Source organism: Pontibacter aydingkolensis, assembly GCF_019443125.1.
GTDB lineage: Bacteria > Bacteroidota > Bacteroidia > Cytophagales > Hymenobacteraceae > Pontibacter > Pontibacter aydingkolensis.
In genome coordinates this window covers 20191-40768 of record NZ_JAHYXK010000017.1, presented here as the reverse complement: position 1 = coordinate 40768, position 20578 = coordinate 20191, and the positions used below count along the sequence as shown (strand labels likewise).

Below are 20578 nucleotides of genomic sequence, written 5' to 3'. Positions count from 1 at the left end.
GTGAGCATCTTGCCTGCTAACGTTTGCAGGCCCTTTGAAACAATTAGGTATAAGATTCAAAATTTTAAAAGTATAAATATGCCAAAATATGTGATTGAGCGGGAAATACCGGGAGCCGGAAATTTATCCCCTGAAGAGTTGAAAGGTGTATCACAGAAATCCTGTGGCGTTCTTTCTAAGCTGGGTCCACAGATACAATGGGTGCACAGTTACGTTACCGGCGAAAAAGTATACTGCATTTACAATGCGCCTGACGAAGAGATGATCAGGGAGCATGCCAGGCAGGTAGGCATACCTGCTAATTCAGTTAGCGAGGTAAAGTCAGTAATCGATCCTGTTACGGCAGAGTAAATTACTTTAAGTAAGCACTATACAAGTAAAATCATTAGTCAAGCATAAAGAGCACACGCATAGCATTACAATGAGTTAAAGGGTTACAGGCAATCATTTTTCATTCCTCCTTATGGAAAATAACAGCAGCATACTGATCGGGCTACAGTCCCGGTTCGGGGAAGACACGTTTACACAGCAAAGCACCATGGATGACATGCTCACCCTCTGGCTGCCCTGCGATAAGCTGAAAGAAGTTCTTCAATTCCTGAAAACAGGAATACAGCAGCCCTACAGAATGCTCTACGACCTTACTGCCATCGACGAGCGGACACATCAGAAACGAAACGGCAGCCCCTCCTCTACTTTTACACTTGTTTACCACCTTCTTTCCTTCGAACGCAACAGTTTTATAAGGCTTAAGGTAGCCCTCTCAGATGAATTCCCGAAAGCGCCAAGTATAGCAAGCCTCTGGGAAAATGCCAATTGGTACGAGCGCGAGATCTACGACATGTTCGGAATCAAGTTCGATGGGCACCCTCACCTGTCTCGCATACTTATGCCACGTACCTGGGTAGGCCATCCCCTACGGAAAGAGCATCCCTCACGCGCCACCGAAATGGGACCGTTCCTGCTATCTGATGAAAAACTAGACCTGGAGCAGGCGGCATTGCAGTTTAAACCCGAAGAATGGGGCCTGGAACGGCAAAGCGAAGACAGCGATTTCATGTTTCTCAACATCGGTCCGCAGCACCCTGGCACACACGGTGTTTTGCGCATCATACTTCAGTTGGACGGAGAAGATATTGTAGATGCTATTCCGGACATAGGCTTTCACCACCGTGGGGCCGAGAAAATGGGCGAACGCCAGACCTGGCATACTTACATACCTTATACCGACAGAGTAGATTACCTGGGTGGCGTAATGAACAACCTGGCCTACCTGCTCGCAGTGGAAAAAATGGCTGGCATTGAAGTGCCGGAGCGGGTGAAAGTGATCAGGGTCATGCTTTGTGAGTTGTTTAGGATTGCCAGCCACCTGGTTTGGTACGGCACTTTTGCACAAGACCTGGGCCAGCTTTCGCCTGTATTTTACATGTTCTCAGATCGTGAAAAAATATTCAACATCATAGAAGGAATTTGCGGTGGCCGCATGCATCCAAACTGGTTCCGCATAGGCGGTGTAGCACAGGACCTGCCAAAAGGCTGGGAAAAACTGGTGCAGGACTTTTTAGATTACTTCCCGAAACGACTCCGCGAGTACGACAGCATGGTAATGAAGAACAGCCTGTTTAAAGCACGAACCGTAGGCATCGGCATTTTTACCCTGGATGAAGCCATTGAATGGGGTGTAACAGGTCCGGGCTTACGGGCCTGCGGCATGGAGTGGGACTTCCGTAAGAAGCAGCCATACTCCGGCTACGAAATGTTCGACTTTGATATTCCAACTGCTGCCAACGGAGATTGCTACGACCGTGCTGTGGTTCGCGTAGAAGAGATGCGCCAAAGCCTGCGCATTATCGAGCAATGCCTCAAAAACATGCCGGAGGGCCCTTATAAAGCAGATCATCCGTTAACCACCCCTCCTGTCAAAAAAAACACCATGCACGATATTGAGACCCTGATCACGCACTTTCTGGGTGTAAGTTGGGGCCCTGTGATACCTGCCGGCGAGGCCATGAGCTGCATAGAGGCAACCAAGGGCGCCAACGGCTACTACCTGACCAGCGACGGAAATACGTCGCCGTACCGGGTGCGCATTCGCACTCCATCGTTTCCGCACATGCAAATGCTGCCCTACATCAGCAGAGGCTATACGGTAGCGGATATGCTGTCTATACTTGGAGCCATGGATTACGTGCTGGCCGATATTGACAGGTAGGCAATGTGTGAGTTTTGAATGAGTGGATGAGTGAATAAAATAGTACAAAGCGGCGCATGTATTTAAGTACGTCGCCACTTGTACCACCAAAATATACTACCTACTACCAACACCCACCCCTCTGCTCTTTCGGGGTTGCAATCCGAAAGTATAATAGCCGCGGTTTTATAATCCGCAAAAGCGGAGGCAGCTGCTAGAATCAAAAAGCTACGGATACAATCCGAAGCAGGCAAGATTAACTGAATCGAAGAATTTATAACGCCTACTGGAATGGAAAACCTAACAGCCGAAGAAATAGAGAAGATCGAGCATGAGATCTCCCTTGTGCCTGTAAAAAAAGCAGCCTGCATCGAAGCATTAAAAGTGGTGCAGCAGCACCGTGGCTGGGTGTCGGATGAAAGTATAAAAGCAGTGGCAGACCTAATGGATATGTCTCCGGCGGAGCTTGATAGCGTGGCTACATTCTATAACCTTATTTTCAGGCAACCCGTGGGCAGGCACGTAATTTTGGTTTGCGACAGCATCAGTTGCTGGGTTGTTGGCTATGAGAACATCCGCGAATACCTCACAGCTAAACTCGGCATACAGTATGGTCAAACCACACCAGACGGCCGTTTTACCATGCTACCAAATGTTTGCCTTGGCTGCTGCGATCACGCTCCTGCCCTGATGATAGACAACGACCTGTACAAAGATCTGGAACCGAACCAGCTGGACGAAATACTAAACAAATACGCCTAAAATATGGCTACCATGGAAACGCCCTTGACCCAACATATCGTAGCAGACAGGCAACCTCTCAGCTTAAAAGAGTATGAGCGTGTGGGTGGCTATGAGTCTGTCAGAAAAGTGCTGAAGCAGATGACACCCTCAGAAGTAACTGAGCTGGTAAAAGCTTCTAACCTGAAAGGGCGTGGCGGAGCAGGTTTTGGTACAGGCGTGAAGTGGAGCTTTGTGCCGATGGATGTACCGGGCCCGAAATACCTGGTAGCCAACGCCGATGAAATGGAGCCGGGCACCTTTAAAGACAGGCTGCTGCTAGAGGGCAACCCGCACCAGTTGATCGAGGGTATGATTGTAGCGTCTTACGCCATACAGGCAAACATTTCTTACGTATTCCTGCGCTGGGCTTACAAACTGGCAGCCCACGAAATTACTAAAGCCATACAGGAAGCCTACGATGCCGGCTATCTCGGAGAAAACATCTTGGGTACCGGTTATACTTTGGACATGCACCTGCATACCGGCGTAGGCCGCTACATGTGCGGCGAAGAAACGGCTCTACTGAATGCACTGGAAGGTAAACGTGCCAACCCCAGAGCTAAACCTCCTTTCCCGCAGGTAAGTGGTTTGTATGGCCGGCCAACTATCGTGAACAATGTAGAAACCCTTTGCTGCCTGCCGCATATCGTAAACAAAGGCGCCGAGTGGTTTAAAAGTATAAGCAACTCCGAAGATGCCGGCACCAAGATATACGGCATCAGCGGCAGGGTAAAAAAGCCTGGCGTTTGGGAATTACCTATGGGCGTAACGGTGCGGGAGTTGCTTGAAGACTACGCCGGCGGTATGAAAGACGGACTTAAGTTCAGAGGTCTTTTACCTGGCGGGGCCTCCACAGACTTTATGGTAGAGGAGCACCTGGATGTGAAGATGGATTATGCGTCTGTAGCCAAGGCAGGCAGCCGTATGGGTACCGGCACCATGATCATTCTGGATGATAAAACCTGTCCGGTTGGGTTTGTGCTTAACCTGCAGCATTTCTTTGCGCAGGAATCGTGTGGTTTCTGTACGCCATGCCGGGAAGGCCTGCCGTGGGTTGAGAAGATCTTACTGGCCATGGAGCGCGGCGAAGGTAAACCGGAACACTTAAATATCCTTGACTTTCATACACAGTTTTTAGGGCCTGGCAACACTTTTTGTGCCCTGGCACCTGGCGCAATGGAGCCTCTGCAAAGCGCCCTCAAATATTTCAGAGCTGATTTTGAACGGCATATCACAGAAAAAAGATGTCCATGGAAGAAGTAGCACCAAAGGTAACCATATTCATAGACGGCCAGCCGTTTGAGGTAAAGCCAGGCAAAAACCTGTTGGAGGCATGTCTGAGCCTTGGCGAAGACCTGCCATACTTTTGCTGGCATCCGGCTATGGGCTCAGTAGGTGCCTGCCGCCAATGCGCAGTAAAAGTATTTAAAGACGAAAACGATACAGTTGGCAGGTTGATCATGTCGTGCATGGAGCCGGTGCGCGATGGCCTGCGGCTTTCCATCCAAAACCCGCAGGCAAAGGATTTCAGGAGCAACATCATAGGCTGGCTCATGACCAACCACCCCCACGACTGTGCCGTGTGCGACGAGGGCGGCTCCTGCCACCTGCAGGACATGACTGTGATGACCGGACACAACTACCGAAAGTATACGTTTGAGAAGCGCACCTACCGTAACCAGTACTTGGGTCCGTTCCTGAACCACGAGATGAACCGCTGCATACAGTGCTACCGCTGCGTGCGCTACTATAAAGACTATGCCGGCGGAAAAGACCTGGATGTATTTGCCGCACACAACCATTTATACTTTGGGCGTCACGAAGACGGCATGCTGGAAAGCGAGTTCAGCGGCAACCTGGCAGAAGTATGCCCAACCGGCGTATTCACCGACAAAACGCTGAAAGAGCACTATACCCGTAAATGGGACCTTACCACAGCACCTTCTGTTTGCCAGCACTGCAGCCTCGGTTGCAACACCATTGCCGGCGAACGCTACGGCACGCTGCGCAACATCACCACGAGGTTTAACGGCGAAGTAAACGGTTACTTCCTCTGCGACCGTGGCCGCTTTGGATATGAGTTTGTAAACAGCGCCAGCCGTGTGCGCAAGCCGTTGGTAAGAAGTAAACTGCCTGAGTCGACAAGCAAAAGTATAGCCCTGGAAGAAGCAGCAAAAATGATCCGTAATGGCAGGGTAATCGGCATTGGTTCACCGCGTGCCTCTATGGAATCTAACTTTGCTTTAAAGACACTGGTTGGCGACGAGCATTTTTACCAGGGTGTTTCAGAGCCGGACCACGACCTGGTAGAGTTTAACCTGGAAGTTTTGCAGCAAACAGAGGCTCACATACTTTCGCTGAAAGAAGTGGAGCGTTGCGATGCCGTGTTTATACTTGGTGAAGACCTGACCAATACTGCCCCTATGCTCGACCTGGCTGTAAGGCAATCTGTCAGGCAGCAACCCATGCTGGAAGATGTACCCAAAGCAGGTTTTCCCATGTGGCAGGACGCGGCTGTGCGTGAACTGATTCAGGACAAAAAAGGACCGCTGTTTATCGCCTCTTTCCAACCTACGAAACTTGATGAGATTGCCACTGAAACCTTTAATGCAACACCCGCCGAGATTGCCCGGCTCGGTTTTATAGTTGCAAGCATTATTGCCGGTGAAGAGATTACAGTGCACGATGTAAGCGAACAAACACAACGGCTGGCAAAGCAAATTGCCGATACTCTTTTATCTGCACAAAAACCAGCAGTTATTTCCGGCACCCATGGCGGACGCGAAAGTATAATAAAAGCGGCTGCTAACATTGGCAATGCGCTTAAGGCCAAAGGCAAAGATGTCGGTATCATGCTTACTGCCCCTGAATGCAACAGCATTGGGCTAGATATGCTGGGAGGTCACAGGTTGGAGTCTGCCTTCGATGCTATTGGTAATGGTTACGCAGATACAGTGATCATCCTGGAAAATGACCTTTACCGCAGAGCAAGCGCCGCACAGGTAAACAAGTTCTTCGACAAGTGTAAGCATGTGATCGTGCTGGACTCGCTGCACAACAAAACAACAGAACGGGCAGACGTGCTATTTGCTGCTGGCACTTATGCTGAATCTGACGGAACATTAGTGAACAACGAAGGCCGGGCACAACGCTTTTACCAGGTATACCCTACTACAGAAGATATGCAGGAAAGCTGGCGCTGGCTCATACAGCTTGGCGACCAGGTACAACACCAGCACATGCGCGGATGGGAACATTTCGACGATTTGCTTCCTGCCATGGTAGTTGCTCATCCTAATCTGATAGGTATAGAAAGTATAACGCCACCTGCAGAATTCCGGATTGCAGGCCAGAAAATACCCCGCGCCACCCATCGCTTTAGCGGACGCACCGCCATGAACGCGGTTAACAACGTGAGTGAGCCAAAACCTGCCGAAGACCCGGACTCAGCGCTAAGCTTTACTATGGAAGGTTACCGCGGACAGGCCCCATCCTCCATCATACCATTTTACTGGTCGCCGGGGTGGAACTCGGTGCAGGCCATTAATAAGTATCAACTGGAGGTAGGCGGACCATTACGAGGCGGCGATCCGGGAGCAAGACTCATCAAGCCTACACTCCAAAGCAGAAGTACACATTTCAATGAAGCCCCGGAACATTTCCAGCCACTCGACAGGCACCTGTTCCTGGTACCGCTTTACCATACTTTCGGAACAGAAGAGTTAAGTGTCCACACCAAAGGTATACTGGAAAAATCGCCGGAACCATACGTGATGCTCAACAGCCACGATGCACAGGAAATGAATCTGGCAGAAGGCGATACCTTAGCCTTTAAAATTGAAGAACAAGTTTACCAGTTGCCTGTAAAAACGGGTTCGTTTATAGCGCGTGGAGCAGCAGGATTACCAATTGGCTTGCCAGGTTTGCCTTTTGCGGCGTTACCGGCATGGGGTATTTTAAACAGGGAAATATCATGGAAGAAGCAACCTCAACCTATCTCCTGATCATCGGCGGTGTGCTGTTTGCGCTGCTTAATGTGGCAGCAGGGCTCATCTGGGTGGAACGGCGCATGCTGGCCCTCTGGCAGGACCGCTACGGCCCTAACCGCGCCGGGCCTTTCGGGTTGTTTATCGTGCTGGCCGACTCGCTGAAGCTGTTTTTTAAAGAAGACTGGATTCCGCCTTTTGCCGATAAGCCAGTGTTTATCATTGCCCCGGCTATTGTGATGGCCTCTGTGCTGATGGCTTTCGCGGTAGTACCTTTTGCCCCCGGCATTGTAGTGGCAGACCTCAACATTGGTCTGTTGTTTTTCTTGGCTATGTCGTCGATGGGTGCTTACAGTATCATACTTGGAGGCTGGGCATCCAATAACAAGTATAGTTTGTTGGGTGCCATGCGCGGCGCGGCACAGATGATTTCTTACGAAGTTTTCATGGGTTTGTCGTTGATGGGTGTGGTGCTGATGAGCGGCTCTTTTAACCTAACAGAGATTGTGGAGGCGCAACGCGGATTGTGGTTCTTTATTCCGCAATTGCTGGGCTTTGTAATCTTCTTTATCGCCGGTATAGCCGAAACGCACCGCCTACCCTTTGATATTCCTGAAGCGGAAAGTGAACTGAGTGCCGGTTTCCACTCGGAGTATTCGGGTATGAAGTTCGGTATCTTCTTTATTGGAGAGTACATGGGCATTACGCTTATCTCCTGCATGGTGGTGCTGTTATACTTTGGAGGTTGGCTGGGCCCTGATTTACTGCCGCCTATTGTCTGGTTTATACTTAAGGTCTTTGCGTTTATCAGCGTGTTTATACTTCTCCGTGCCTCGCTTCCACGCCCCCGCTACGACCAGTTAATGGAGTACGGCTGGAAGATACTGTTACCCTTAACACTGCTAAATCTGGTGGTTACAGGTGGAGTGTTGTTGTGGCTGGGAGAATGATTTTGAATGAATGGGTGAGTGAATGAGTGAATAACAATTGTCATTTCGACCTTCGGGATAAATCTGGATTATTTTGTTCTGTAAAAGTATTCAGATTTCTCATTCCATTCGAAATGACAGTAAGAAATATAGCATAAAATACACTTTAAGAAAGGAGCAGGAATATGTTTAGTTTACTGCGTACCATGTGGCTCACGTTTTTACATGCTTTCCATAAGCGTGACACCGTACTTTACCCTGAAGAGAAAAACTACCTGCCTCCCCGTTGGCGTGGCCGCATTGTACTTACCCGCGACCCCGACGGCGGCGAACGCTGCGTGGCCTGTAACCTGTGCGCTGCAGCCTGCCCCGTAGATTGCATTGCACTGCAAGCCACCGAAGATCCAACCGGCAGGCGCTATCCGGAGTTTTTCCAAATAAACTTTTCGCGCTGCATTTTCTGCGGCTTCTGCGAAGAGGCCTGCCCTACTTATGCCATACAACTTATACCAGATTTTGAGATGGGAGAATACAACCGCCAGAACCTGGTGTACGAGAAAGATGATCTGCTCATAAACGGAGAGGGCAAGTACCACGGCTACAACTACTACAAGGTGGCCGGTATGGCCATCGGCGGCAAAGACAAAGGAGAGGCAGAGAACGAAACTCCTCCGGTAGATATCAAAAGCTTATTACCATAAGGCCATGGAACTGACATTTTACATCGCGGCAGCTGTTGCCATACTTTCCACCGTCATGGTTATCACCAGGTACAACATGATACACGCACTGTTATACTTAGTGGTGTCTTTTCTGGCAATTGCGGTGGTGTTCTTCACACTAGGGGCTCCCTTCATGGCTGCCCTCGAGATCATTATTTACGCCGGAGCCATTGTGGTGCTTATCATCTTCGTGATCATGATGCTGAACCTGAATGCAGAATCAGTAAAAACAGAGGAAGAATGGCTGAAGCCCCGCATCTGGATAGGGCCGGCTATACTTTCAGCGGTGCTGCTGGCTGAGTTGGTGTACATATTCACGGCTGCTGAATTTCAGCAAACTGCCGTTGTGGCTGTAGATGCACGGCTGGTTGGTATCGCGTTATTTGGGCCTTATATGCTGGGAGTCCAGTTGTGTGGCATGCTGCTCATGGCTGGTATCGTAGGAGCTTATCATCTGGGCCGTCAGAATAAAAAAGTTATTCACCGATTTCTGGAAAAGGAGGCAGCACAATGAACGGAGTAAGCATGGAAGCCGGACTGCTATTAGCGGCCATACTTTTTATACTTGGCTTATTTGGGGTGCTCATCCGGCGCAACATCATCTTTATGCTCATCTCGGTAGAGATCATGCTCAATGCTGCTGGCCTGGCCTTTATTGTGGCAGGCATGCGCTGGGCCCAACCCGATGGGCAGATCATGTTCATATTTATACTTACCATGGCAGCCGCAGAGGTATCTGTGGGTCTGGCGCTTATACTTCAGTTGTATCACCAGTTAAAAACCTTGGACAGCGATGCCGCAAGTAGAATGAGAGGATAAATTATGGAAAATCTGATCTGGCTTATTCCCGCCCTGCCCTTACTTGGGGCAACCCTGCTTATACTTTTCGGACTTAAAATGCCGCGTGCTTTGGTGCCAGTAATAGGTGCTGGCAGTGTGGGGGGCTCGGCACTATTAACCATACTTTTAGGCCTGCAGTTTTTATCAGATGGCGTTGCCATGTACGATCAACAAGTGTGGCAATGGTTTAACGTGGCAGGCTTTAACCCAAGTATAGGCTTCCATATGGATGCGCTTACGATGGTGTTTATTTTCGTGATCACCTTTGTCGGTTTTCTCATTCATTTATACTCTGCCGAGTTTATGGCCGAAGATGCCGATTACTCACGCTTCTTTGCAAGCATGAACCTGTTTGTCTGTGCCATGCTGGTATTGGTGATGGCTGATAACCTGGTGCTTTTATACTTAGGCTGGGAAGGTGTGGGATTGTGCAGTTTTCTGTTGATCGGATTCTGGTACCGTGAGCCGGCCAATGGATATGCTGCCCGAAAGGCCTTCATCATCACACGTGTAGGCGATACGGCTATGGCCATTGGCCTGTTCCTGCTCTTCCAGTATTTTGGCACATTAAATATTCAGGAAATTCTTACGCAGGCACCTCAAACCTGGTCGGTTGGCTCACAGACTGCCGTACTGGTGGCGCTGCTGCTGGTAGGTGGCGCGGTGGGTAAATCGGCGCAGTTGCCTTTGCAGACCTGGCTACCCGATGCCATGGCCGGCCCCTCTCCTGTTAGTGCGCTCATACATGCAGCAACCATGGTTACGGCTGGCGTATACTTAATATCCAGAACCTACGTGCTGTTCGAGCTGGCTCCTACTGCCCAGATGGTAGTAGCTTTTATCGGTGCTGCCACCTTGCTTATAGCTGGCTTTACAGCCCTCACGCAAAACGACCTGAAACGGGTACTCGCCTACTCCACCATCAGCCAGATCGGCTACATGTTCCTGGCTTTGGGCGTTGGTGCCTGGTCAGCCGCGGTGTTCCACTTCATGATCCATGCGTTTTTTAAAGCCCTACTCTTCCTTGGAGCCGGAGCAGTAATCATGGCATTGCACCACGAGCACGACATGTTTAAGATGGGAGGCCTGCGCCACAAAATGCCCATTGTGTTCTGGACCTTTTTGATTGGTTCTGCCTCGCTGGCTGCTGTGCCTTTGATAAGCGCCGGATTTTATAGTAAAGACCAGATTCTGTGGCTTGGGTTGGCAGGAGAACGCGGGAGTATTATACTTTACATTGCAGCTTTACTGGGAGCTTTTGTTACCTCTATTTATACGTTCCGGATGGTGTTCATCACTTTTTTCGGGGAAGAGAAAACGTACATCAGCCACATGCCGGGATTCTGGATAAAGCTTCCTTTGGTCGTACTGGCCATACTTTCTGTATTCGGCGGTTTTATAGAGTTGCCGCACAACTTTGCCCACTTTACGCTTTTCACGAATTACCTGGAGCCGGTGCTGCCTGTTATTGTGATCGACGAAGGCCTTTCTACCATCGAATGGATTTTCCAGATCGTGGCAGCATTGGTGGCACTTTCGGGCATTTACATCGCTTACCTGTTCTATCTTAAAAAACCGCACCTGGTACAGAGCATTGAGCGGTCCAGATTCGCCATGAGCCTGCACCGTTTCTGGTATTCCGGCTGGGGTTTCGATGCGCTTTATGATGCCTTGTTTGTTCGTCCGTTTGTTTATCTGTCTAAAGTAAACCGCAACGATGGAATTGACTTCTTTTATACCGGACTGGCCAACTTTACCCGCTGGCTAAACAGCGTGTTCTCACGCACCCAAACCGGAATGCTGCGCACTTACATGATGGGTGTGCTGGTGGGTGCCATACTTATTGTAACTATAAGCATGCTGCTATGATACTACTCTGGATGATCGTAATACTAATGGTAGGTGGTATACTTGCCTGGCTTTCCGGAAGGATAAACGATGCCCTGCCCCGCTGGATCTCCCTGCTGGCCATACTTCCTAACCTGGCCCTAGCAGCCTGGATCTGGTTGGCAGAACCGGCAGCAAACCCTAAGGCTACAGGTGCCTGGCTCATGCAACTGAACATAGAATGGATTCCGCAATGGGGTGTTGGCTTTGACCTGGCCCTGGATGGACTGAGCCTGCTTATGCTGCTGCTAACGTTTGTGCTGGGTTTTATAGCTGTGCTGGTCTCCTGGAACGAAATCTACAACAAAGTCGGCTTCTTCCATTTTAACTTGCTGTGGGTACTGGCTGGCATTACTGGTGTGTTCCTGACCATGGACCTGTTCCTCTTCTATTTCTTCTGGGAGGTGATGTTGATACCGATGTACTTCCTCATCGGTATCTGGGGGCATGAGAACAGAACCTACGCAGCTTACAAGTTTTTCATCTTTACGCAGGCAAGTGGACTTTTAATGCTCCTGGCTATACTTAGTTTATACTTTATACATGGCTCCCAGACAGGAGTTTATACTTTTAACTACTTTGAATTGCTGGGTACCAGCTTCTCTCCTGCTGTGGGCATGTGGCTGATGTTTGGTTTCCTGGCTGCCTTCCTGGTAAAGCTTCCGGTGGTGCCGTTCCATTCCTGGTTACCCGATGCACACTCACAGGCACCAACGGCCGGTAGCGTTATACTTGCCGGACTGCTGCTTAAAACCGGTGCTTATGGACTGCTTCGTTTTGTGCTTCCATTTTTTCCGGAGGCTGCTCAGGCTTTTGCGCCCTGGGCCATGCTGCTGGGCGTGATCGGTATACTTTACGGGGCCATACTTGCCTACTCCCAAACCGACCTCAAACGACTGGTAGCCTATACTTCGGTAAGCCACATGGGTTTTGTAATACTGGGTGTTTTTGCCTTTAACGAACTCGCGCTGCAAGGTGTGGTTATGCAGATGATCACGCACGGTTTAAGCACAGGTGCACTATTTATACTTGCCGGCTTTTTGTATGATCGCATTCATACCCGCGACATCAGAAAGATGGGTGGCTTCTGGGCTACGGCGCCTAAAATGGGTGTGATCGCCATGGTGTTTGTGATGGCTTCGCTGGGGCTTCCGGGGTTGGGCAACTTTATCGCAGAATTCCTGACCCTGGTTGGTAGCTGGCAGGCTAACAACTGGCTAACGGTTTTTGCCACCATCGGCCTGGTGCTGGCAACCGCATACTCGCTGCGCATACTCAAGAAAATATTTTATGGACAGAACCTGACAGATCATATCATCCATGATCTGTCTGCCCGTGAAATGCTGATCATGGTACCGATGGTGCTGCTGATCCTCTGGCTAGGCCTGTACCCGCAACCGGTAATCGACACAGCGAAACCATCTATCGACGAGCAACTGCAGGCCTACACCAATGTGCCTGAAGACAGAACCATTTCGCTGGAGCAACCTCAACTTATACTTCAGCCTGCAGATTCTCTTTCGCAACTAAATAAACTCAAAAATAAGGGAGGCGCTTATGGTCTTAAATGATTTTATATACCTGATGCCGTTGCTTATACTTGTAATGGCTTCGCTCATCACGATGCTGGTAATTGCAGTAAAACGCTACCATAAGATCATATACATCATCACGCTACTATCTCTTATTGCAGCCTTTGCTTCGCTGTTCGAGATCGGATACGATGAGCCATACTACATCAGGCCGCTATTTGTGATCGATAGCTTTGCATTGTTCTATATCGGACTTATACTCCTATCCTCATTGGTGGTGGCCATGCTTTCGTACGCTTACTTTGAGCAGCGCGAAGAACGGAAAGAGGAATACTATATCCTGCACATTCTGGCAACCCTGGGTGCCTGCGTGATGGTGATCAGCAATCACTTTGCCTCTTTGTTTCTGGGACTGGAGGTACTCAGCGTATCGCTTTATGGCCTAATTGCCTACCTGCGTACCCGTGAACGCTCAGACGAAGCCGGCATCAAATACCTTGTACTTGCCGCCTTGTCCTCTGCTTTCCTGCTTTTCGGAATGGCCCTGGTATATGCTGTAACAGGCACCATGGGCTTTACGGAGATTGGCATCGCTTTGTCTGCTTTCCAGGAAACACCACTTATACTTCTGGTCGGGTTCGGGATGATGGTGATCGGGGTTGGCTTTAAGCTAGGCGTGGTGCCTTTCCATATGTGGACGCCGGATGTGTATGAGGGTGCTCCTGCCCCTGTTACGGCCTTTATTGCCACAGTTTCCAAAGGTGGCATGGTAGCCCTGCTGATCCGGTTCTTTTTAGAGACCAATGGCTTTAACTACCCTGCGCTTATACTTATTTTCACCATAATTACCATTGCCTCTATGTTTATAGGCAACATACTTGCACTGATGCAAAACAACGTAAAGCGTATATTGGCCTATTCTTCCATTGCGCACCTGGGTTATGTACTGGTGGCTTTTCTGGCGGGTAATGTTTTGGGAGTAGAAGCGGTTACATTTTATTTGGTGGCTTATTTTATTACAAGTCTGGGCGCTTTTGGCATCATAACCCTGCTTTCGGATGAAGAACGCGATGCGGAGCAGATGGAAGATTACCGCGGCTTGCTCTGGCGACGCCCCTGGACGGCAGCTGCGTTTACGGCCATGTTACTTTCACTGGCTGGCATTCCGTTAACGGCAGGCTTTGTAGGCAAGTTTTATGTGCTGGCGGCAGGTGTTAAAACTGATCTGTGGCTAATGGTAGTAATGCTGGCCCTCAATAGTGTCATCGGTTTATACTATTATATTAAGATCATTGCTGTTATGTTTTACCAGACCAACGCTGGCCGCGAACGTCAGGCGCTCCATCCATCGGCTTACCTGGTAAGTGGCATAACTATCGCACTGCTGGCTGTACTTTTAGTTTATGTTGGGGTATACCCTACCAGCCTCATGCAGCTCATCGAAAACATTACACTCTCTGTAAGCGCACCTGCTCTGTAAAATATATCTGCAACATATTGCTATTAACCCTGATCGCTGTTGCATCCGACTGCGGTCAGGGTGTGGTCACGTACTAATTCCCCATTCGCCTACCATACGGCTGCTAACATCGTATAAATACTGTAAATTATTCTGAAAATTATACCAGGTTGCACCAGGTTAATTCAAGGCATCTCTACATCTCGTCATCACCCCACTCCCTTTATAACATGGTGCAATCCTTCACTAAAAAGAAAGGGATAACCACGATGGAAGATAGCACAGTTAAGGATTTAAAAGCCGGTTTACTTGGTAGGCTCATACAGCAAACAGACGAGGATTATAACGAGGCCAGAAAAGTATACAATGGCATGATAGACAAGCACCCTCGTATGATAGCCCGCTGTGAGGATGTGGCCGATGTGGTATTTGCCGTAAACTATGCCCGCGAAAATAATATGCTTGTTGCCATTAAGGGCGGCGGACACAATGGTGCCGGCCTGGGCATGTGCGATGATGGGTTGGTGATAGACCTGTCGCGGTTGGATAGTGTGCGTGTAGACCCGGACCGGAAAACGGCACGCGTGGAGGGCGGATGTACCTGGCGCAAAGTAGATCATGCTACCCATACTTTTGGACTGGCGGTACCGAGCGGCATTATCTCATCCACAGGTGTAGGCGGTCTGACCCTGGGTGGGGGAATTGGGTATTTAAGTCGCAGGTATGGCTTAACCATAGATAATTTGCTGGAGGCAGAAATGGTGCTGGCCAATGGCAGCTTTGTGCGGGCCAGCGAATCAGAAAACGCGGACCTGTTCTGGGCAATTCGCGGAGGAGGCGGCAATTTTGGAGTAGTTACCTCCTTCCTCTTTAAGCTGCACCCGGTAAGTATAGATTATGCCGGCCCAACGCTCTGGGAAATGGACCATGTAAAACAGGTGATGCAATGGTACCGTGAGTTTATACTAAAAGCACCAAGAGAACTGAACGGATTTTTTGCCTTTGTGCAGGTACCGCCTGTAGAGCCTTTCCCTAAAGAGCACCATCTTAAGATTTTGGGCGGCATCATTTGGTGCTACACTGGTCCGCTGGATAAAGGGGCGCAAGTATTAAAAGAAATAAAAAATCAGTTGCCGCCACCTGCCGTAGATCTTACAGGCCCAATTCCGCACCCTGCCCTGCAAAGTATGTTCGATGCGCTGTACCCTGCCGGCCAGCAATGGTACTGGAAAGCCGATTTTGTAGAAAAACTAAGCGACGAAGCCATAGACCTGCACATTGCCCACGGACGTAACCTGCCAAGTATGGGTTCTTCGATGCACCTATACCCTATTAACGGTGCCGTGCATGATGTTAAGTCAGACGCCACTGCCTGGAGTTACCGGGATGCCAACTGGGCAGAAGTAATTGTAGGTGTGGATGCAGACCCTGCTAACAGACAGAAAATTACAGATTGGACCCGCGAATACTACGATGCCCTTCACCCTTATTGCTCGGAAGGTGCTTACATAAACTTTATGATGGAAGAAGGCGATGAACGCATACGCGCCACATACCGCGGCAATTATGATAAACTGGCAAAGATTAAACGGAAGTATGACCCAGATAACTTGTTCAGGGTTAACCAGAATATAAAACCGGCCATGGCCTGACTCAGATAGGGAAAGATTTACTCCGGGCCTGCTACTTACCCTGCAGGTCCGGAGTAACCTTGCTTAGTACAACGCCAGGCAATTTGGACTACGCTATACCAGTACCTGCATCCTTAAAGCCAGTTCAACGAAAATCAAAGTATAAACATAAATCACATTAAAATGGGATATATCTTAATCAAGCATGAGGTAAACGACTTTAACAAGTGGAAAACAGTTTACGACGAGCACAAAAATGTGAGAGATGCAGCAGGTTTGCATGAAGTATACCTGCTGCAGAATAAGTATAATCACAACGAAGTTATTCTCTTGTTTGAAGCTAAAAATGACAACAGGGCACTGGATTTTATCGAATCTGATGATTTGAAAGAGGCCATGAAGCGCGCAGGAGTTGTTGGTACACCAGAGATCAGGTTACTTGAGGGCGCATCTGTTAATGCATAACCCCAAAGTATAGTTTTACTTTAATTTAGGGGCTATAGGCTGATAAAAAAGTATGGCCTTTCAGTAAAATATAAACTTAAAAAAGTATACCTAGGGGAATATGTAAGTATAGTTGCTAAAAAACTTTCCGGGCTGCGTATCTTTGTACTGCCAGCGCAAGTATGGCGGTAACCTATGCTTACAGCTTTTTAAGAACCAGCCAGGCCTAAATATTTCGTTCCTCTTGATAACACCTTTCCGTAAGATCATCCATATTGATATGGACGCTTTTTTTGCGTCGGTGGAGCAGCGCGACAACCCGGAGCTGCGTGGCAAGCCTGTGGCGGTGGGTGGCTCCAGAGCAAGGGGCGTGGTGGCTGCTGCCAGCTACGAGGCCCGAAAGTATGGCGTGCACTCTGCGCTGGCATCTAAAATTGCAGCCCAGCGATGTCCGCACCTGATTTTTGTGAAAGCAAGGTTTGAAGTATACAGCTCCGTCTCAAGACAGATTAGAGAAATTTTCCATTCCTACACCGACCTTGTAGAACCACTATCGTTAGATGAAGCATACCTTGACGTAACCGAGAACAAAGTAGGCATGCCCTCTGCCACCATCATTGCCCAGGAAATCAGGAAGCGAATTTTCGAGGAAACAGGCCTTACAGCATCAGCCGGCGTGTCGTACAATAAATTTCTGGCCAAGATCGCCTCCGACATGAACAAGCCGAACGGCTTTACGCTCATCGCTCCGGATAAAGCAGAGGAACTAGTGGCGGGTTTGGTTATCGAAAAATTTCATGGCATAGGAAAAGTTACAGCTGCCAAAATGCAAAGTATGGGCATACTTACCGGCGCCGATTTGAGGGAACGCAGTGAGGAAGAACTGGTGCGTAATTTCGGTAAAGTGGGCCGCTACTACTACCGCATTGCCCGAGCCCAGGACGACCGTGACGTGCAACCACACCGCATCCGGAAATCCATTGGCTCGGAACGCACCTTTGACGTTGACCTGATAGAGGAACATGACATGCTTTTGCAGATAGACAAGCTTTGCCAGGAAGTTGCCCAAGATATGGAACGTCTGAAAGCCACCGCCAAAACCGTCACACTCAAGATCAAGTATTTCGATTTTACCCTGAACACCCGCAGCAAAACATTTCTGAGCGAGTTCAGTAGTCCCGATGCTATTTATACTATTGCCAGAGATTTACTGCTCACACCCCAACTCCCTTTAGAACCAGTCCGGCTACTGGGTGTATCTGTCAGCAGCCTGCTCTACCAACATGACAGATTGCAGGAAGGCTATCAGTTAACGTTGGATCTCTAGACTAGGATTTTTAGCATTATTGGATGGACAGGATTTTTTTGCAGCACCTGGTCCAACCAATAATCCTGCAAATCCTGATTCCTCGTTAAACCATCTCCCCCATTCCTAGTCTTAACAAAAGCTGCAACAGAAACAGATGTTGTGACTTTTATTTCTTACATTCAAAAAACTAATACAATCTAATCCTTAATCACTAACTAATCACCCTATTATGAGTAAAAATCTACGTTTTGCTCCGCTGGTTGCATTACTGTTGGCTGGTGCAACCATAGCACCGTCGTCGGCAATTGCCCAGAAGAGCAAAAAGAAGAAAAAAGCAAAGCAGGAAACTACTGCCACAGCACCAACACAAGCCCCTAAGAAAGACGACGGCAAGCCAAAGTCTTACAACGAGGTAGTTACCTCAAGAGCCATTACTGACGAAGGTCTTTTTAAAGTGCACAAGATCGACGATAAGTACCTGTACGAGATTCCGGACACCCTGCTTAACCGCGACATGCTGATGGTAAGCCGCATTGCCAAAACTGCCACTGATATCGGTTATGGCGGTGAGGAGCTGAACAGGCAGATGTTACGTTGGGAACGCAAAGGCAATAACATCCTGCTACGTGTGATCTCTTACCAGAACGTTGCCGCAGATACACTGGAGATTTACCACTCTGTACAAAACTCTAACCTGGCTCCTGTAATTCATGCTTTTGATATCAAAGCCTTCGGCCCTGGCACACAGGTAATTGATGTTACAGATTTCTTCTCGAAGGATATTACCCCGCTCGGCCTGGATAAAAGAAGACGCGAACAGTATAAAGTGCGTAAGCTGGACGACAAACGTTCATTTATTGAGAGCGTTAAAAGCTTCCCGATAAACGTTGAAGCACGTTCTTTGATGACCTATGAGGCTACTGATGCACCGGCAAACTCAAGCACAGGTACTATTACGCTGGAGCTAAACCACTCAATGCTCCTGTTGCCTAAAACACCAATGCCAGCACGTTCTTTTGATCAGCGCGTTGGATTCTTTACCATCAGCCAGACAGACTTTGGCACAGACGAGCAACGTGCCGCCAAGCGCCGTTACATTGTACGCTGGAGACTGGAGCCGAAAGACGAGGCTGCTTATGCCCGTGGCGAACTGGTTGAACCTAAAAAGCAGATTGTATACTATATAGACCCGGCTACGCCAATGAAATGGCGCCCATACTTAAAGCAGGGCGTTGAAGACTGGAACAAAGCTTTTGAGGCGGCCGGCTTTAAAAATGCCATTGTTGCCAAAGACCCGCCTTCTTATGAAGAAGATCCGGAGTTCAGCACTGAAGATGCGCGTTACTCAGTTATCCGCTATTTCTCTTCTGAAACGCAGAACGCTTACGGACCAAACGTACACGACCCACGTTCAGGCGAGATTCTGGAGAGCCACATTGGCTGGTACCACAACGTAATGAACCTGCTGCGCAACTGGTACTTTATCCAGACAGCTGCCGTTAACCCGGATGCCCGTGGCATCAAGTTCAAGGACGAGGTTATGGGTGAGCTGATCCGTTTCGTTTCGGCTCACGAAGTAGGCCATACCTTAGGTTTGCCTCACAACATGGGTTCCAGTGCTGCCTACCCGGTAGAGAAACTACGCGATCCTGAGTTTACCAAAACAATGGGTACTGCCCCATCTATCATGGACTATGCCCGCTTTAATTACGTGGCGCAGCCGGAAGACAAGGGTGTGGCTCTAATGCCAGGCATCGGTATCTACGACAAACACTCTGTGAAGTGGGGTTATACTTACTTCCCGGAAACAAAAGGACACGATAACGTTGCTAAACTAAGTAGCTGGATCCGTCAGCACGAGAACGACCCGATGTACCGCTTTGGTCGTCAGCAGGGCAACCCTGTAGACCCGTCTTCTCAAACAGAAGATTTAGGTGACGATGCGATGCTGGCCAGCAGCTACGGTATCAAGAACCTGAAGCGCGTTATGCCGAACCTGATCGAGTGGACAAAAGAGGATAACAAGAACTACACAGACCTGCAGGAAATGTACGGCCAGGTACTTGGCCAGTGGAATCGCTACATGGGCCACGTTACGGCAAACATTGGTGGGGTATACGAAAACTACAAGACCTACGACCAGAAAGGCGATGTGTATACTTTTGTACCAAAGGAAAAGCAGAAGCGTGCCCTTTCGTTCCTGAACGAGCAAGGCTTCAGTACGCCAACCTGGATGTTAGACGATAACATTCTGCGCAAAATAGAAGCGGCAGGTGCTGTTGAGCGTGTAAGCAATGCACAGACCAACATCCTGAACAACGTGCTGGATGCCGGCAGAATGGCCCGTATGATTGAAGCGCAGGCGATGTTAGGTAACAAAACCTATACGTTAACAGAGATGATGTCTGACCTTCGCGGTGGTGTCTGGTCTGAGCTAAATGCTGGTAAATCAATTGATACCTATCGCAGAAGCCTGCAGCGCGGTTACCTGGAGCGCATGGCTTACCTGATGAAAGATCAGGAGCAGTCTTCAGCAGCTGGTCGTGCTGGCAGAGGAGGTACTTCTGTAGATGTATCTCAGTCTGATATCCGTCCGGTAGTTCGTGGTGAGTTGATTTCCCTGCAAAGCCAGATCAGAAGATCAATTCCGCAGGCAAAAGACACCATGACAAAGTATCACCTGCAGGATGCGCTTGTTAGAATTGACAATATCCTGAACCCGAAGAGCTAATGTTGGAGACGCAAAATATTGCGTCTCTACGTTAAGTTATACTTTATAACCGCCTCAACCATTTTGGTTGGGGCGGTTTTGTTTTATACTTTATACTGCCAACTCCCCTGCCTTTTAATCTTTTCTGGCGCAGG

16 protein-coding genes are annotated in these 20578 nt (G+C 49.0%); all 16 read left to right on the top strand.

The features are described 5' to 3' along the window. The first annotated feature begins 78 nt into the window (after window positions 1-78). Window positions 79-351 carry a DUF4242 domain-containing protein gene (locus tag K0O23_RS16360; protein WP_219878525.1) on the top strand — a complete coding sequence of 91 codons (273 nt, stop codon included), beginning with the start codon at window positions 79-81 and terminating at the stop codon, window positions 349-351. Window positions 352-463: 112 nt separating this feature from the next. Then, window positions 464-2212 carry an NADH-quinone oxidoreductase subunit C/D gene (gene nuoC, locus K0O23_RS16355; RefSeq protein ID WP_219878524.1) on the top strand — a complete coding sequence of 583 codons (1749 nt, stop codon included), beginning with the start codon at window positions 464-466 and terminating at the stop codon, window positions 2210-2212. A 270-nt stretch (window positions 2213-2482) separates the two neighbouring features. Further along, complete coding sequence (nuoE, locus tag K0O23_RS16350) at window positions 2483-2953, top strand: NADH-quinone oxidoreductase subunit NuoE (protein WP_219878523.1); 471 nt, start codon at window positions 2483-2485, stop codon at window positions 2951-2953. Between the two features lie 12 nt (window positions 2954-2965). Further along, on the top strand, window positions 2966-4237 hold the full coding sequence (gene nuoF / locus K0O23_RS16345) for an NADH-quinone oxidoreductase subunit NuoF (RefSeq protein ID WP_219878522.1): 1272 nt from the start codon (window positions 2966-2968) through the stop codon (window positions 4235-4237). Then, window positions 4225-6978 (top strand): NADH-quinone oxidoreductase subunit NuoG, encoded by a 2754-nt coding sequence (nuoG, locus tag K0O23_RS16340; protein ID WP_219878521.1) that lies wholly within the window; start codon window positions 4225-4227, stop codon window positions 6976-6978. Before nuoF ends, nuoG begins: the two co-directional genes overlap by 13 nt. Continuing rightward, a complete protein-coding gene (gene nuoH, locus K0O23_RS16335; RefSeq protein ID WP_219878520.1) occupies window positions 6948-7910 on the top strand; it encodes an NADH-quinone oxidoreductase subunit NuoH in 963 nt (320 codons plus the stop codon). Before nuoG ends, nuoH begins: the two co-directional genes overlap by 31 nt. Window positions 7911-8074: 164 nt before the next feature. After that, on the top strand, window positions 8075-8590 hold the full coding sequence (gene nuoI, locus K0O23_RS16330; protein WP_219878519.1) for an NADH-quinone oxidoreductase subunit NuoI: 516 nt from the start codon (window positions 8075-8077) through the stop codon (window positions 8588-8590). A 4-nt stretch (window positions 8591-8594) separates the two neighbouring features. Further along, window positions 8595-9125, top strand: coding sequence for an NADH-quinone oxidoreductase subunit J (gene nuoJ, locus K0O23_RS16325; protein WP_219878518.1), 531 nt, complete (start codon window positions 8595-8597; stop codon window positions 9123-9125). Then, window positions 9122-9430 (top strand): NADH-quinone oxidoreductase subunit NuoK, encoded by a 309-nt coding sequence (nuoK, locus tag K0O23_RS16320; RefSeq protein WP_219878517.1) that lies wholly within the window; start codon window positions 9122-9124, stop codon window positions 9428-9430. Before nuoJ ends, nuoK begins: the two co-directional genes overlap by 4 nt. Window positions 9431-9433: 3 nt before the next feature. Beyond that, window positions 9434-11320 (top strand): NADH-quinone oxidoreductase subunit L, encoded by a 1887-nt coding sequence (nuoL, locus tag K0O23_RS16315; RefSeq protein WP_219878516.1) that lies wholly within the window; start codon window positions 9434-9436, stop codon window positions 11318-11320. After that, the gene (nuoM, locus tag K0O23_RS16310) at window positions 11317-12909 is read left to right on the top strand and encodes an NADH-quinone oxidoreductase subunit M (protein WP_219878515.1); all 1593 of its coding nucleotides are present in this window, start codon (window positions 11317-11319) and stop codon (window positions 12907-12909) included. The genes nuoL and nuoM overlap by 4 nt, the downstream gene beginning before the upstream one ends. Beyond that, window positions 12896-14350 carry an NADH-quinone oxidoreductase subunit N gene (locus tag K0O23_RS16305; RefSeq protein ID WP_219878514.1) on the top strand — a complete coding sequence of 485 codons (1455 nt, stop codon included), beginning with the start codon at window positions 12896-12898 and terminating at the stop codon, window positions 14348-14350. Before nuoM ends, K0O23_RS16305 begins: the two co-directional genes overlap by 14 nt. 209 nt (window positions 14351-14559) lie before the next feature. Next, the gene (locus tag K0O23_RS16300) at window positions 14560-15981 is read left to right on the top strand and encodes an FAD-binding oxidoreductase (RefSeq protein WP_246597160.1); all 1422 of its coding nucleotides are present in this window, start codon (window positions 14560-14562) and stop codon (window positions 15979-15981) included. 162 nt (window positions 15982-16143) lie between these two features. After that, window positions 16144-16425, top strand: a complete 282-nt coding sequence (locus tag K0O23_RS16295; protein WP_219878513.1) for a hypothetical protein — start codon at window positions 16144-16146, stop codon at window positions 16423-16425. Between the two features lie 226 nt (window positions 16426-16651). Continuing rightward, a complete protein-coding gene (dinB, locus tag K0O23_RS16290; RefSeq protein WP_449580019.1) occupies window positions 16652-17731 on the top strand; it encodes a DNA polymerase IV in 1080 nt (359 codons plus the stop codon). 211 nt (window positions 17732-17942) lie between these two features. After that, window positions 17943-20444 (top strand): zinc-dependent metalloprotease, encoded by a 2502-nt coding sequence (locus K0O23_RS16285; protein WP_219878512.1) that lies wholly within the window; start codon window positions 17943-17945, stop codon window positions 20442-20444. Window positions 20445-20578 lie beyond the last annotated feature (134 nt).

Coding starts and splice junctions, on each gene's coding strand:
- K0O23_RS16360 (WP_219878525.1), top strand. CDS start 79: ATGCCAAAATATGTGATTGAGCGGGAAATACCGGGAGCCGGAAATTTA.
- nuoC (WP_219878524.1), top strand. CDS start 464: ATGGAAAATAACAGCAGCATACTGATCGGGCTACAGTCCCGGTTCGGG.
- nuoE (WP_219878523.1), top strand. CDS start 2,483: ATGGAAAACCTAACAGCCGAAGAAATAGAGAAGATCGAGCATGAGATC.
- nuoF (WP_219878522.1), top strand. CDS start 2,966: ATGGAAACGCCCTTGACCCAACATATCGTAGCAGACAGGCAACCTCTC.
- nuoG (WP_219878521.1), top strand. CDS start 4,225: ATGGAAGAAGTAGCACCAAAGGTAACCATATTCATAGACGGCCAGCCG.
- nuoH (WP_219878520.1), top strand. CDS start 6,948: ATGGAAGAAGCAACCTCAACCTATCTCCTGATCATCGGCGGTGTGCTG.
- nuoI (WP_219878519.1), top strand. CDS start 8,075: ATGTTTAGTTTACTGCGTACCATGTGGCTCACGTTTTTACATGCTTTC.
- nuoJ (WP_219878518.1), top strand. CDS start 8,595: ATGGAACTGACATTTTACATCGCGGCAGCTGTTGCCATACTTTCCACC.
- nuoK (WP_219878517.1), top strand. CDS start 9,122: ATGAACGGAGTAAGCATGGAAGCCGGACTGCTATTAGCGGCCATACTT.
- nuoL (WP_219878516.1), top strand. CDS start 9,434: ATGGAAAATCTGATCTGGCTTATTCCCGCCCTGCCCTTACTTGGGGCA.
- nuoM (WP_219878515.1), top strand. CDS start 11,317: ATGATACTACTCTGGATGATCGTAATACTAATGGTAGGTGGTATACTT.
- K0O23_RS16305 (WP_219878514.1), top strand. CDS start 12,896: ATGGTCTTAAATGATTTTATATACCTGATGCCGTTGCTTATACTTGTA.
- K0O23_RS16300 (WP_246597160.1), top strand. CDS start 14,560: ATGGTGCAATCCTTCACTAAAAAGAAAGGGATAACCACGATGGAAGAT.
- K0O23_RS16295 (WP_219878513.1), top strand. CDS start 16,144: ATGGGATATATCTTAATCAAGCATGAGGTAAACGACTTTAACAAGTGG.
- K0O23_RS16285 (WP_219878512.1), top strand. CDS start 17,943: ATGAGTAAAAATCTACGTTTTGCTCCGCTGGTTGCATTACTGTTGGCT.